The sequence below is a fragment of the Paracoccus versutus genome, from assembly GCF_000763885.1.
In the GTDB taxonomy this organism is placed as follows: domain Bacteria; phylum Pseudomonadota; class Alphaproteobacteria; order Rhodobacterales; family Rhodobacteraceae; genus Paracoccus; species Paracoccus versutus.
Genome location: NZ_JRKO01000032.1, coordinates 13,389 through 27,093 on the forward strand (window position 1 = coordinate 13,389; position 13,705 = coordinate 27,093).

Annotated in this window: 11 protein-coding genes; all 11 read left to right on the forward strand. The window is 68.0% G+C overall.

Annotated elements, in window-relative coordinates; translation table 11 throughout:
• Positions 1–60: 60 nt before the first annotated feature.
• The 11 genes from IT40_RS15135 to IT40_RS30835 all read left to right on the forward strand — a co-directional run bounded on the left by IT40_RS15135 (position 61) and on the right by IT40_RS30835 (position 13,534).
• Positions 61–2,085, forward strand: coding sequence for a hypothetical protein (locus IT40_RS15135; protein ID WP_036756828.1), 2,025 nt, complete (start codon positions 61–63; stop codon positions 2,083–2,085).
• Positions 2,082–4,118, forward strand: coding sequence for a type I secretion system permease/ATPase (locus IT40_RS15140; protein ID WP_084197168.1), 2,037 nt, complete (start codon positions 2,082–2,084; stop codon positions 4,116–4,118). The genes IT40_RS15135 and IT40_RS15140 overlap by 4 nt, the downstream gene beginning before the upstream one ends.
• The gene (locus IT40_RS15145; RefSeq protein ID WP_036756831.1) at positions 4,115–5,446 is read left to right on the forward strand and encodes an HlyD family type I secretion periplasmic adaptor subunit; all 1,332 of its coding nucleotides are present in this window, start codon (positions 4,115–4,117) and stop codon (positions 5,444–5,446) included. Before IT40_RS15140 ends, IT40_RS15145 begins: the two co-directional genes overlap by 4 nt.
• A 208-nt stretch (positions 5,447–5,654) precedes the next feature.
• Positions 5,655–6,755, forward strand: coding sequence for a chorismate synthase (gene aroC / locus IT40_RS15150; RefSeq protein ID WP_036756835.1), 1,101 nt, complete (start codon positions 5,655–5,657; stop codon positions 6,753–6,755).
• A gap of 253 nt (positions 6,756–7,008) precedes the next feature.
• A complete protein-coding gene (locus tag IT40_RS15155) occupies positions 7,009–8,037 on the forward strand; it encodes a substrate-binding domain-containing protein (protein WP_036756839.1) in 1,029 nt (342 codons plus the stop codon).
• Positions 8,038–8,098: 61 nt separating this feature from the next.
• Positions 8,099–9,289: a phosphate ABC transporter permease subunit PstC gene (gene pstC / locus IT40_RS15160; protein WP_036756841.1), complete on the forward strand. Its 1,191-nt coding sequence runs from the start codon at positions 8,099–8,101 to the stop codon at positions 9,287–9,289.
• On the forward strand, positions 9,286–10,629 hold the full coding sequence (gene pstA, locus IT40_RS15165) for a phosphate ABC transporter permease PstA (protein WP_036756844.1): 1,344 nt from the start codon (positions 9,286–9,288) through the stop codon (positions 10,627–10,629). Before pstC ends, pstA begins: the two co-directional genes overlap by 4 nt.
• Positions 10,630–10,649: 20 nt before the next feature.
• Entirely contained in the window at positions 10,650–11,447 is a 798-nt protein-coding gene (gene pstB, locus IT40_RS15170) for a phosphate ABC transporter ATP-binding protein PstB (protein ID WP_036756845.1), read from the forward strand.
• A gap of 18 nt (positions 11,448–11,465) precedes the next feature.
• Complete coding sequence (phoU, locus tag IT40_RS15175; RefSeq protein ID WP_036756850.1) at positions 11,466–12,176, forward strand: phosphate signaling complex protein PhoU; 711 nt, start codon at positions 11,466–11,468, stop codon at positions 12,174–12,176.
• A gap of 3 nt (positions 12,177–12,179) precedes the next feature.
• Entirely contained in the window at positions 12,180–12,869 is a 690-nt protein-coding gene (gene phoB / locus IT40_RS15180) for a phosphate regulon transcriptional regulator PhoB (protein WP_036756851.1), read from the forward strand.
• Positions 12,870–13,183: 314 nt separating this feature from the next.
• Positions 13,184–13,534, forward strand: coding sequence for an IS5 family transposase (locus IT40_RS30835; protein WP_036756852.1), 351 nt, complete (start codon positions 13,184–13,186; stop codon positions 13,532–13,534).
• Positions 13,535–13,705 lie beyond the last annotated feature (171 nt).

The following is a 13,705-nucleotide window of genomic DNA, read 5'->3' on the forward strand; positions in this document are numbered from 1 at the left end:
TCCGTTTAATTGATTTCCCTCGGCCTTGCCGGAATTGTTTTATCGAGGAAGGTGGCAGACATGCTGGTGATCGACGCGACAGAAGAAGCGATCTGGCACTTCATCGGAATTTTCCACCTTGCGGAAGAACATGGGCGGATGCGGATCGAATACGATCGCCTGACCGCCCGGAAGGCCGGCCCCGACCTGGGCCCGGTCGAACCGACCCACCAGGCGGCCGACCATCCCTATCGGCCGCTCGATTACCAGCCCGAGATCCGCTACGCACCGCCCTATCGCCCCGGCGAGGGGCTTTCGGCCGATCCGGCCCCGCCCGTGCTGGTGCTGGACCACCATTTCCCGCGCGCCTCGGTTTCGCCCGAGGTGATGTCCGCCAGCATGCCCAATGCCGGCGTGCCCTGGTCCGCCAAGCCGCCGGGCGGCGTGGTGACGCCGGTCCCGGAATGGGTTCTGCCGGTGCCGGGCTCGGTCGCCGTCATCGTGGTCCAGAAGACCCGCCTGGCCGATGACGACCAGGTGAATGCCGACGCCATGCGCGAGGGGGTGGTCGATCTGCAGCTGTTGACGGACCGGCTGGAATCGCTGGCCGCGCAGGCCGAGCAGCTGGGCATCGCCCTGCAGGTGGCGATGCCGGCGGACGAGCCCGCCTTTCGCCTGATCGCCGAGACCTTCCGCCAGACCGACCTGCCCGAGACCGAAGCCCCCGGCGCCGAGGTCCATGCGCGCCAGGGCGCCGATGCCGAGGGCCTGTATCAGAACGGCGTCAAGGTCGATGCCCGCCCCGACATCGACGCGCTCATGCCCGCATATCGCCAGGAGGTGGCCGCCGAGCAGGCGCGCGAGGCGCAGGAGGGCGCCCCGGTCACCAGCCGCGACGGCCCGACCTCGGCCGGTCCCACCAGCGTTGCCGGCCCCGGCGAGATCGGGCAGGGCCATGACCTGATCCTGGGCAACAATACGCTGATCAACCAGGTCACGATCCATTCCGCCGCGGTGACGGCGCCGGTCGTCGCCGTGGCGGGGGGCGTCTACAGCTACAACATCATCAGCCAGACCAATGTCTGGAGCGATACGGATGCGCTGGGCGGCCTTGCCGCCGCCGCGCAGGGCCAGGCCAGCCCGACGCAGGGGCTGAACTTCGCCAGCTACACCAGCTTCTCGAACCCGATGCCGGTGCCGCAGGGCGACGACGATGCGCCGCAATACTGGGTGACGGCGACGCTGGAGGGCAGCCTCATCAGCATGAACTGGATCGAGCAGTTCAACCTGATGTCGGACAACGACATCGCCTCGATCACGCTTCAGGCCAACCAGACCCTGCTGCTGATGGGCGAGAACGGCGCGCTGAACCACGTCTCGCTGCTGGAGCTGGGGATGAGCTACGATCTCATCATCGTCGATGGCCAGGTCATCAACCTGAACGCGATCCTGCAAACCAACGTGCTGCTGGACGACGACCGCATCATGGTCAGCGACGGCCATGGCGGCAGGATCAGCTCGGGCGACAACCTGCTGATCAACGACGCGACCATCCATCAGGTCGGCCTGTCCGGCGTGGTCGCGACCGGCGCGGACCATGCGGCGATGCTGGCGGGGGTGGCGGCGGGCGATGTCAGCCTGCCGCAATCGGTGCTGAACGATCCCGCCTTCCAGGGCCTGGACCTGGTGCGGGTGCTGCATATCAAGGGCGACATGGTTTCGGTCAACCTGGTGCGGCAGACGAACGTGCTGGGCGATGCCGACCAGATCGAGGTCTATCGCGACGACCTTCTGCAGGCGGGGGGCGAGATCAACGTCGTCACCGGCTCGAACCTGCTGGTGAACGCGGCGGTGATCGCCGAGTTCGGCGTCGATGCGACGATCTATGCCGGCGGCGAGGTCTATTCCGACGCGCTGCTGCACCAGGCCGAACTGGTCATGACCCACGATCCGCTGATGCCCACCCCGCCGCCCGGCCTGGCCAGCGAGGCGGTGCTTTTCCTGGCCGAGGGGATGCTCGGCGACGATGCCGGCGACGGCGATTTCGTGCCGATCGGCACGAATGCCGATGTGCCCGCCGACATCATGCAAACGGTGCTGGCATGACCCGATCCGACAAGACCAGCGAGCGGCTGGTGCTCGAACCCGAGATGTGCGTCGATTGGCAGGGCGAGAAGCCCCGCCCGCCGGCCTCGAAGCCCATGGGCACCGGCCCCACCATCGAGCGGCAGGCCGGGCGCATTCCCCCGGCGCCCGCCACGGTGCAGGCAAAGGACGGCGCCGCCTTCCACAAGCGGGTGTCCGAGCCCGACATCGCCGGGGCGCTGGGTGCGACGATCCGCCGGATCTGGGCCAATATCCTGGGGGTTCTGCTGTTCAGCGGCGTCTCGAACATGCTGGTGCTGGCGATCCCGATCTATCTGTTCCAGATCTCGGACCGGGTGCTGACCAGCCGCTCGATCGACACGCTGGTCATGCTGACGGTGGTGATCGTCGGCGCCGTGCTGCTGCAGGTGGTGTTCGACGCCATCCGGCGCGGCATGCTGCTGCGCAGCTCGGTCGACATCTCGGCCCGGCTGGGCGCGCCCATCCTGTCGGCGGCGGCGCGCGCCTCGCTGCAAAGCGCCGGGCAGGAATACCAGACGCTGGGCGATCTGCAGCAGGTGCGCAGCTTCCTGGTCTCGGGCACGCTGCTGTCGCTGCTGGACCTGCCCTTTGCGCCGCTGTTCATCCTGGCGATCTTCCTGGTCCATCCGCACCTGGGCCTGATGGTGCTGACCACGGCGGTCCTGCTGATGGCCATCGCGATGATGAACCAGCGCGCCACCGCGAAATCCTTTGCCGAGGCGAACCGGCACCTCAGCCGCGCCAACCTGCACCTGGATTCGATGATGCGCAATTCGCAGATCATCAACGCGCTGGCGATGATCCCCGAGGCCGTGACCATCTGGGGCCGCGACGCCGCCAGCTCGATGACGGCGCAGGTGCGCGCCCAGGACCGCAACATCGCCTTTGCCGGCGCCTCGCGCGCGGTGCGGCTGCTGACGCAGGTGGGGCTGCTGGGCTGGGGCGCCTACCTGGCGCTGCACGGCGAGATCACCGGCGGCATGGTCATCGCCGCCTCGATCATCGCCGGCCGCGCGCTGGCCCCCATCGAGGGCGCCATCGAGGGCTGGAACCACGTGCTCTTGTCGCGCGCCGCCTATGGCCGCATCTCGGCGCTGCTGAAATCCTCGCCGCTGAACCAGCAGCGGCTGAAGCTGCCCCATCCCGAGGGGCGGCTGGATGTCGAGCGGCTGCTCTACGTCCCGAACGGGACCAAGCGGGTGGTGCTGAACGCGATCACATTCTCGCTGAACCCCGGCGCATCGCTGGCCATCGTCGGCAATTCCGGCGCCGGCAAGACGACGCTGGGCAAGATGCTGGTCGGCTCGATCCTGCCCACCTCGGGCAGCGTGCGGCTGGACCTGATGGACCTGCGCAACTGGGACCAGCGCCAGCTGGGCCAGTGCATCGGCTATCTGCCGCAGGACGTGCAGCTGTTCCCCGGCACCATCAAGGACAACATCGCCCGGATGCGGCCCGACGCCCGCGACGAAGAGATCTACCAGGCCGCGGTGCTGGCCGATGTCCACGACATGATCGCCAAGCTGCCCGAGGGCTACGAGACCATCGTGGCCGCCGACGGATCGCCGCTGTCGGGCGGGCAGAAGCAGCGCATCGGCCTGGCGCGGGCCTTTTTCGGCGGCCCCCGCCTGGTGGTGCTGGACGAGCCGAACTCGAACCTCGACACGGCGGGGGACCGCGCGCTGTCCAGGGCGATGGCGCTGGCCAAGAAGGACGGCATCACCATGATCGTCGTGACGCAGAAATACCAGCTGCTCCAGGACGTGGACAACATCATGCTGCTGGCCGACGGGCAGATCGCCGCCTTTGGCGCGCGCGACCAGATGCTGGAGCGGCTGGCGAGCCGCAAGCCGCCGCCGGGCAACCAGCCCCCCGCCATGGCCCGCCCGCCGCAAGCCCAGGCCCCGCAGGCTCATGTTCAGCCCCAGGCCCAGCAGCCGCAAGCCGCCCCGCCCCAGGCCGGGCCGGGCCGGCAGCCCGCGACACCCCCCGCACCGGAGGCAGGCCGATGACCAGCAGATCCGACCCCGACGGCCTCTATGACCGGGTTCCGCGCGCGGTGACGCGGCACCTGGTCTTTGGCATCGCCCTGCTGGTGCTGTCCCTGGGCGGGTTCGGCACCTGGGCCTTCCGGGCGCCGCTTGCCGCGGCGGTGATGGCGCCGGGCAGCTTCGTCGCCACCGGCCGCAACAAGATCGTCCAGCACCTGGAAGGCGGCATCATCCGCGAGATCCTGGTCGACGAGGGCGAGGAAGTGACCGAAGGCCAGGTGCTGATCCAGCTGGACCGCACCGCCGCCATCGCCAACCGGCGCGAGCTGGAATTGCGCCGCGCCCGGCTCGAGGCGATCAGCGCCCGGCTGCGGGCGGAATATGCCGGCGCCGAGACGCTGGTCTTCGACGGCTTCCTGCAGGAATATGAGGACGAGCCCAGCTTTGCCGCCATCATGGCCGAACAGCAGGCGGCCTTTCGCGCCGCCCGCGCCCGGCTGGATGGCGAGGTCATCCTGCTGCAAAGCAATATCGCCGCCAGCCGGTCGCGCATCGAGGGCTACCAGGGCCAGCTGGCCGCCATCGAGACCCAGCTTGCCCTGCTGCGCGAGGATCACGGCGCCCGCGACACGCTGCTGCAGCGCGGGCTGGTGCGGCGCAGCGACGTCAACGTCCTGGCGCGGGCCATCGCCGATGCCGTGGGCGAGGCGGGCCGCATCAGGGCGCTGATCGCCGAGACGGAAGAGGCCGTGCGCAAGGCCGAAAGCGAGATCGAGCAGGCGCTGACCCAGCACAAGCAGGCCGCGCTGAACGAAAGCCAGGGCATCGAGGCCGAGCTGGACAGCGTCCGCGAGCAATCGCTGAAGGCGCAGGACGTGCTGGAGAGGGCCTATATCACCTCGCCCGTGTCGGGGACCATCGTGCGCATGCATTACCACACGCCCGGCGGGGTGATCGAGGCGGGCAAGCCGATCCTCGAGATCCTGCCGCAGGATGCGCCGCTGATCATCGAGACCCATGTCGCGCGCACCGACATCGACGAGATCGAGGTCGGGCAGAAGGCGGCGGTGCGGCTGACCTCGCTGAACCAGCGCACCACCCCGGTGCTTCAGGGCCACCTGGTCTATGTCTCGGCCGATGCGCTGGCCACGCAGACCGACGGTATCCAGCGCGAGGTCTATGTGGTGCGCATCGACCTGCCGCCCTCGGAGCTTGGGCGGGTGCATGGCTTCCGGCCGACGCCGGGGATGCCGGCGGAGGTCATGATCGAGACCTCGGCCCGGACCTTCGCGCAATATCTGGTCAAGCCGATCGAGGACAGCCTGTCGCGGGCCTTCCGCGAGAATTAGCCTTGGCGGCGGCGGGCCGGCCCGGCAGTGCCGGATGAGGCGGATTACGGCGCGGAACCGGCCTTGGCGTTGAAGGAAAAGGATAATTTCCCGCGCAGCGGCCGGTTTTGCGGCGGCACCCCTGCGGGCCGGTCCGGCGGCGGGCCGGGCTGGGGATTGCCCCTTGCCCGGCCTGCGGCTATCGCAGACAAAAAGGGGTCCGGCAATCATGAGCTTCAACACCTTCGGTCGCGTCTTCACCTTCACCACCTGGGGCGAAAGCCACGGCCCGGCGCTGGGCGCCACGGTGGACGGCTGCCCGCCGGGCGTGGCGCTGGACGAGGGCTGGATCCAGCAATTCCTGGACCGCCGCCGCCCCGGCAGTTCGAAATTCACCACGCAGCGGCAGGAGCCGGACCGGGTGCGCATCCTCTCGGGCGTCTTCGAGGGGAAAACCACCGGCACGCCGATCCAGCTGATGATCGAGAACACCGACCAGCGCAGCAAGGATTACGGCGAGATCGCCCAGGCCTTCCGCCCCGGCCATGCCGACATCGCCTATCATCTGAAATACGGCATCCGCGACTATCGCGGCGGCGGCCGTTCCAGCGCGCGCGAGACGGCGGCGCGGGTCGCGGCGGGCGGCGTCGCCCAGGCGGTGCTGCGCGAGCTGGCGCCGGGGCTGAAGATCACCGGCTACATGGTGCAGATGGGCGAGCTGCATCTGGACCGGGCGAATTTCGACGCGGCCGAGATCGGCAACAACCCGTTCTTTCTGCCCGACGCCTCGGCCGTGCCGGCCTGGGAGGATTACCTCAACGCCATCCGCAAGGCGCAGGACAGCGTCGGCGCCGCCGTCGAGGTGCTGGTCCAGGGCTGCCCGCCGGGGCTGGGCGCGCCGGTCTATGCCAAGCTGGACACCGACCTGGCCGCCGCGATGATGTCGATCAACGCGGTCAAGGGCGTCGAGATCGGCGAGGGCATGGCCGCCGCCGCCCTGACCGGGACCGCGAATGCCGACGAGATCCGCATGGGCAACGAAGGCCCGCGTTTCCTTTCGAACCATGCCGGCGGCATCCTGGGCGGCATCTCGACCGGGCAGGACATCGTGGTGCGATTCGCCGTCAAGCCGACCAGCTCCATCCTGACCCCGCGCCGCACCATCGACCGGCGGGGCGAGGAGATCGAGCTGATCACCAAGGGCCGCCACGATCCCTGCGTCGGCATCCGCGCCGTGCCCATCGCCGAGGCCATGGCGGCCTGCGTGATCCTGGGCCACCTGCTGCTCGACCGGGCGCAGACCGGCGGGCAGCGCGGCCGGATCGGCTAGGCAAGGCGCGCGATGGGCGGGGAAGGGGAGGGGAACGCCGTTCCCCTCTTGGCCCGTTCCGGGCCAATTCACCCCATGGGGTATTTGGAAAACGGAGAAGGCCCTGGCGCGGCGGGTTTCAGCCGTTCACCGTTTTGCAGATACTCCTGCATTGTTGCGGAACTGTTACATTGCTTTCGCATAACCGTCGCACCGGCGTTCTAGAGAACGCACAGGCCGAATCCGGCCCCATGGAAATGTCAGGAGTGATCCTATGAAATCCGCGAAATTCACCGTGTCGGCGCTGGCCGTGATCGCCGCTTCGGCCACGGCCGCCGCCGCCCGCGACCAGATCCAGGTCTCGGGCTCGTCCACGGTGCTGCCCTATTCGACCATCGTCGCCGAGGCCTTTGGCGAGAATACCGATTTCCCGACCCCGGTGGTGGAATCGGGCGGCTCCTCGGCCGGGCTGAAGAAATTCTGCGAGGGCGTGGGCGAGAACACCATCGACATCGCCAACGCCAGCCGTCCGATCAAGGCCAGTGAGATCGAGGCCTGCAAGGCCGCCGGCGTGACCGAGATCATGGAAGTCCGCATCGGCTATGACGGCATCGTCTTTGCCAGCGACATCGAAGGCAACGACTTTGCCTTCACCCCGGCCGACTGGTTCAACGCGCTGGCCGCCGAAGTCGTGGTCGACGGCAAGGTCGTTGCGAACCCCCATGCCAAGTGGAGCGACATCCGCGCCGAGCTGCCCGACCAGGAGATCCTGGCCTTCGTGCCCGGCACCAAGCACGGCACCCGCGAGGTCTTCGAGGAAAAGGTGATCGCCGCGGGCTGCGAGGAATCGGGCGCCGCCGAGGTGCTGAAGGCCGAGAAGGGCGAGGACGAGGGCGCATCGGCCTGCATGGCGCTGCGCACCGACGGCAAGTCCATCGACATCGATGGCGACTATACCGAGACCCTGGCCCGCATCCAGTCGGCCAAGAACGGCATCGGCGTCTTCGGCCTGTCCTTCTATGAGAACAACACCGACAAGCTGAAGGTCGCGACCATGGCCGGGGTCAACCCCTCGACCGAAACCATCGCCTCGGGCGAATACCCGGTTTCGCGCCCGCTGTTCTTCTATGTCAAGAAGCAGCATATCGGCACCGTGCCGGGGCTGAAGGAATTCGCGGAATTCTTCGTCTCGGACGAGCTGGCCGGGCCGGAAGGGCCGCTGGCCGCCTATGGGCTGGTGGCCGACCCGGAACTGGCCGCGACCCAGGCCGCCGTTGCCGACGAGGCGATCCTTTCCGAATGACCTGCCGGGCGCGGGGGGCTGCCCCCCGCGCCCGTTCCGTTTCCCTGGCTCGAGGGCTCACATGCCTGTCTCATGGACCTTGCTCGTCGTCCTTGCCCTTGCCGGCGCGGGCTATCTTGTCGCCCGCGCGCGCGTCGTCGCGATGGCCGGGGGCGATGTGCGGCGGCTGCATTCGCGGCCCAGCTATCACGGCTGGAACGCCGCCTTGCTGACGGCGCTGCCGGCGCTGTTCCTGATCGCGATCTGGCGCTTCGTGCAGCCGGCCGCGAACCCGACGCCCGTCGCCATCCTGGCGCTGGTGCTGGCCGCGGCCGGGCTGGGCCTTGCGCTTTTCCGCGCCGCGCCGGGCTTTCGCGCCCGCAACGCGGTCGAAACCATGGTCAAGGGCCTGCTGATCCTGTGTTCCAGCATCGCCATCCTGACCACCGCCGGGATCGTCTTTTCGATGCTGTTCGAAACCGGGCATTTCTTCCAGAAATATTCCTGGCACGAGTTCTTCTTTGGCACCACCTGGTCGCCGCGTTTCGGCGGCGGCTCGCAGCTGGGCATCCTGCCGCTGCTGTGGGGCACGATCTACATCTCGCTGATCGCGCTGGCGGTCTCGGTGCCGATCGGGCTGTTCGCGGCGATCTACATGTCCGAATACGCCTCGGCCAGGCTGCGCGGCGTGGCCAAGCCCATGATCGAGGTGCTGGCCGGCATCCCGACCATCGTCTACGGCCTTTTCGCGCTGATCACCGTGGGGCCGATGCTGCGCGACTATTTCGCCCAGCCGTTGGGCCTGGGCAATTCCGGCTCGTCGGTGATGACGGCGGGGCTGGTCATGGGCATCATGCTGATCCCCTTCGTCAGCTCGCTGTCGGACGACATCATCAACGCCGTGCCGCAATCCTTGCGCGACGGCGCGCTGGGCCTGGGCTCGACGCAATCGGAAACCGTGCGCAAGGTGGTGCTGCCCGCCGCGCTGCCGGGCATCGTCGGCGCCGTCCTGCTGGCCGCGTCCCGCGCCATCGGCGAGACGATGATCGTCGTGCTGGGCGCGGGGGCCGCCGCCCGCATGGACCTGAACCCGTTCGAGGCCATGACCACGATCACCGTCAAGATCGTCAGCCAGCTGACCGGCGACAACGATTTCGCCGCGCCCGAGACGCTGGTCGCCTTTGCGCTGGGGCTGACCCTTTTCGTCATCACGCTGGGGCTGAACATCGTCGCCCTCTACGTCGTGCGCAAATACCGGGAGCAATACGAATGAGCGACGCAACCCTGCAAGGCGCGCAGCCCCGCCCGTCGCTGCTGGCCGCCGACCCGCGCACCCGCAAGCGCAACGCCGCCGAGGCGCGGTTCCGCGCCTATGGGCTGGGCGCCATCCTGGTCTCCATGGTGATGCTGGTGATCCTGCTCTTCACCATCCTGACCGGCGGCATCGGCGCCTTTCGCCAGACCTACCTGGAAATCCCGGTCGCGCTGGACGCGGCGCAGCTGGACAAGAACGGCAACCGCGACCCCGCCGACCTGCGCAAGGTCCTGACCCTGACCTATGGCAAGATCCTGCAGCAATCGCTGGAACAGTCCATCGCCGACAAGGGCATCGCCATCGCCGAGCTGTCCGACAAGGACGTCTCGGGCCTGATCTCGAAAGAGGCCTCGGCGCAGCTGCGCAACCGCGTGCTGGCCGACCCCGAGCTGATCGGCCAGACCGTCGAGGCCCGCGTGCTGGTGAACGGCCGGGTTGACGGCTATTACAAGGGCCGCGTCAGCATGGAAAGCGCGGCGCGCGACGCCAATACCTCGCCGGCGCAGCTGCAACTGGCCGATGCGCTGAAGGCGCAGGGCATGCTGGCGACCCAGTGGAACTGGTCCTTCCTGACCAGCCCCGACGCCTCGGACCAGCGCCCCGAGGCCGCCGGCGTCGGCATCGCCATCCTCGGCTCGCTCTACATGATGCTGGTGGTGCTGGTGCTGTCGGTGCCGATCGGCGTCGCCGCCTCGATCTACCTGGAGGAATTCGCGCCCAAGAACCGCTGGACCGACATCATCGAGGTAAATATCTCGAACCTGGCCGCGGTGCCCTCGATCGTCTTCGGCATCCTGGGCCTTGCCGCCTTCATCAACTTCGCCGGGCTGCCGCAATCGGCGCCCATCGTCGGCGGCCTGGTGCTGACCCTGATGACGCTGCCCACCATCATCATCGCCACCCGCGCGGCGCTGAAGGCGGTGCCGCCCTCGATCCGCGACGCGGCGCTGGGGGTGGGGGCGTCCAAGATGCAGTCGGTGTTCCACCACGTCCTGCCGCTGGCCATGCCGGGCATCCTGACCGGCACCATCATCGGCCTGGCCCAGGCCCTGGGCGAGACCGCGCCGCTCTTGCTGATCGGCATGGTGGCCTTCGTCAAGAACTTTCCCTCGGCCCCGCCGGACGGGCTGTTCGAACCCGCCTCGGCCCTGCCGGTCCAGGTCTACAACTGGACCCAGCGCGCCGACCCCGCCTTTATCGAGCGCGCCTCGGGGGCGATCATCGTGCTGCTGGTGTTCCTGCTCTGCATGAACCTGCTTGCCATTCTCCTGCGCCGCAAGTTCGAGCGCCGGTGGTAATCTCGGGAAGGAGACCCGATATGAACGACATGAGACTTCTGGAGCGCAGCGTGGACCAGTCGGAAATCAAGATCGCCGCCCGCGACGTGCAGGTCTGGTATGGCGAAAAGCACGCGATCAAGGACGTGAACGTCGATCTGCTGGACAAGACCGTGACCGCCTTCATCGGTCCCTCGGGCTGCGGCAAGTCCACCTTCCTGCGCTGCCTGAACCGCATGAACGACACCATCGACATCAGCCGGGTCGAGGGCAAGATCACGCTCGACGGCGAGGACATCTATGACAGGCGCGTGGACCCGGTGCAGCTGCGCGCCCGCGTCGGCATGGTGTTCCAGAAGCCGAACCCCTTTCCCAAGTCGATCTATGACAACGTGGCCTATGGCCCGCGCATCCACGGCCTGGCCCGCAACCGTGCCGAGCTGGACGAGATCGTCGAGAAATCGCTGCGCGGCGCGGCGCTGTGGAACGAGGTCAAGGACCGGCTGAACGATCCCGGCACCGGCCTGTCGGGCGGACAGCAGCAGCGGCTTTGCATCGCCCGCGCCGTGGCGACCCAGCCCGAGGTGCTGCTGATGGACGAGCCCTGCTCGGCGCTGGACCCCATCGCCACCAGCCAGGTCGAGGAGCTGATCGACCAGTTGCGCGCCCAGTTCTCGGTGGTGATCGTGACCCATTCCATGCAGCAGGCGGCCCGCGTCAGCCAGAAGACCGCCTTCTTCCACCTGGGCAACCTGGTGGAATACGGCAACACCGACGACATCTTCACCAATCCGCGCGATCCGCGCACCGAAAGCTATATCTCGGGCCGCATCGGCTAGGCCGGAAAGGGATCTGACATGAACAACGAACGCCACATCCTGTCCGCCTTCGACCGTGACCTGGAAACCGTGCAGGCGCTGGTCGTCAAGATGGGCGGCATGGTCGAAAGCGCCATCCACGACGCCGCCATCGCGCTGGAGACCCGCGACGGCGAGCTGGCCGACGACATCCGCCGCCGCGACAAGGCCATCGACGCGCTGGAGCACCAGATCAACGAGGAGGCGGCGCGCCTGATCGCGCTGCGGGCGCCGCGGGCGACCGACCTGCGCATGGTGCTGTCGGTCATCAAGATCTCGCATATCCTCGAGCGGGTGGGCGATTATGCCAAGAACATCGCCAAGCGCAGCAACGTGCTGGCCGACATGCCAGCTATCGACGGCGCCGGCATGGCGCTGCGCCGCATGTCCGCCACGGTCGAGGCGATGATGAAGGACGCGCTGGACAGCTATATCCAGCGCGACGCCGCGCTGGCCGCCGACGTGCGCAAGCGCGACCTCGAGGTGGACCAGATGTATAACGCGCTGTTTCGCGAGTTCCTGACCCATATGATGGAAGACCCGCGCAACATCACCGCCTGCATGCACCTGCATTTCATCGCCAAGAACATCGAGCGCATGGGCGACCACGCCACCGGCATCGCCGAGCAGGTGATCTACCTGGCCACGGGCGAGCTGCCCGAGGATCCGCGCCCCAAGGGCGAAAGCGTGCCGCGCATGGAGGGGGCCTGATCCATGGCGCAGACCCAACCCTGTGTCCTGGTCGTCGAGGACGAGGGCGCGCAGCGCGAGGTGCTGAAATACAACCTCGAGGCCGAGGGTTTCGACGTCGTGCTGGCCGAGAACGGCGACGAGGCCATGCTGCTGGTGGCCGAGGAGCAGCCCGACCTGATCGTGCTGGACTGGATGCTGCCCAATGTCAGCGGCATCGAGGTCTGCCGCCGGGTCAAGGCCGACCCCTCGACGCGGCAGATCCCGATCATCATGCTGTCGGCGCGTTCCGAAGAGGTGGACCGGGTGCGCGGGCTGGAGACCGGCGCCGACGACTATGTGGTCAAGCCCTATTCCGTGGTCGAGCTGATGGCGCGGTTGCGCACCCAGCTGCGCCGCACCCGGCCGGCCTCGATGGGCGAAAGGCTCAGCTTCGGCGACATCATCCTGGATGCGGGCGAGCATCGGGTGTTCCGCGCCGGCCAGCCGCTGCACCTGGGCCCGACCGAATTCCGCCTGCTCTCGACGCTGATGGAAAAGCCCGGCCGGGTCTGGACGCGCGAGCAATTGCTGGACCGGGTCTGGGGCCGCGACATCTATGTCGACACCCGCACCATCGACGTCCATGTCGGCCGGCTGCGCAAGGCGCTGATGGCCCATGGCGGCGACAACCCGGTGCGCACGGTGCGCGGCACCGGCTATTCGCTGGGCTGAGGATCCGGCTACCGCCGTTTTCCCGCCCGCTACCGTGGCTGGCGGCCCCCGCCTGCATGCGGGGCCGGTGCAGCCAAGGGGCGCAAAGCGTTCCAGGCTCACCCCTCCCACCAGGGAGCCTCGATCCGCGAAATCCTGCGGCCGCAGCTCCGGCCCGGTCCTGAGCTGGCGGATGCCCGGCGGACCGCAGCGCGCCACGCCTTCGCAGAGGAGCGCCGGCGGTTCGGGAGTGCCGCGTGGCTTCCAGGTTCTGCACTCGCAAGCGGGCTTCCGTTTGGGAACGGTTCGTGCTTCGAGCGTCTTGCGGAGCTTGAATGGCACCTCTCGCGCTGAGGGATCGGGAATGGGCGCGGATTGCGCCGCTTCTTCCCGACAAGCCTCGTGGCCTTGCGCGGACGAACGACCGGCGAGTCCTGAACGGGATCTTCTCCATCCTGCGGACAGCGCCGCCCTGGCGCGACCTTCCCGAGCGCTACGGTCCACATGCGACCGCTTCCAACCGATGGGCCAGGGTGGGCGTTTGGCTTCGGGTTTTCGAGGCATTGGCGGCCGCTTCGCTCCAGTCGATGCCGTTGATCGACAGTTCCATCATCCGGGCTCACCAGCATGCCGCCGGCGAAAAGGGGCCCCGGAGCATGCCATCGACCGCTCTCGTGGAGCACTGACCAGCAAAATCCATGTTGTGCTCGACGAAAGCGGACTGCCGGTTCGCCTCGTTCCTGCGGCGGGCCAGGCTTCCGACAAGGTGCGGCGCCCGCGCTGCTTGAACAGCCGCCCGCATCGTTGCTGCCGGTCGCGGCTATCACGGGCAGCACCTGGTCGATCTGGTTGCCCGA

Coding starts and splice junctions, on each gene's coding strand:
- IT40_RS15135 (WP_036756828.1), top strand. CDS start 61: ATGCTGGTGATCGACGCGACAGAAGAAGCGATCTGGCACTTCATCGGA.
- IT40_RS15140 (WP_084197168.1), top strand. CDS start 2,082: ATGACCCGATCCGACAAGACCAGCGAGCGGCTGGTGCTCGAACCCGAG.
- IT40_RS15145 (WP_036756831.1), top strand. CDS start 4,115: ATGACCAGCAGATCCGACCCCGACGGCCTCTATGACCGGGTTCCGCGC.
- aroC (WP_036756835.1), top strand. CDS start 5,655: ATGAGCTTCAACACCTTCGGTCGCGTCTTCACCTTCACCACCTGGGGC.
- IT40_RS15155 (WP_036756839.1), top strand. CDS start 7,009: ATGAAATCCGCGAAATTCACCGTGTCGGCGCTGGCCGTGATCGCCGCT.
- pstC (WP_036756841.1), top strand. CDS start 8,099: ATGCCTGTCTCATGGACCTTGCTCGTCGTCCTTGCCCTTGCCGGCGCG.
- pstA (WP_036756844.1), top strand. CDS start 9,286: ATGAGCGACGCAACCCTGCAAGGCGCGCAGCCCCGCCCGTCGCTGCTG.
- pstB (WP_036756845.1), top strand. CDS start 10,650: ATGAACGACATGAGACTTCTGGAGCGCAGCGTGGACCAGTCGGAAATC.
- phoU (WP_036756850.1), top strand. CDS start 11,466: ATGAACAACGAACGCCACATCCTGTCCGCCTTCGACCGTGACCTGGAA.
- phoB (WP_036756851.1), top strand. CDS start 12,180: ATGGCGCAGACCCAACCCTGTGTCCTGGTCGTCGAGGACGAGGGCGCG.
- IT40_RS30835 (WP_036756852.1), top strand. CDS start 13,184: ATGGCACCTCTCGCGCTGAGGGATCGGGAATGGGCGCGGATTGCGCCG.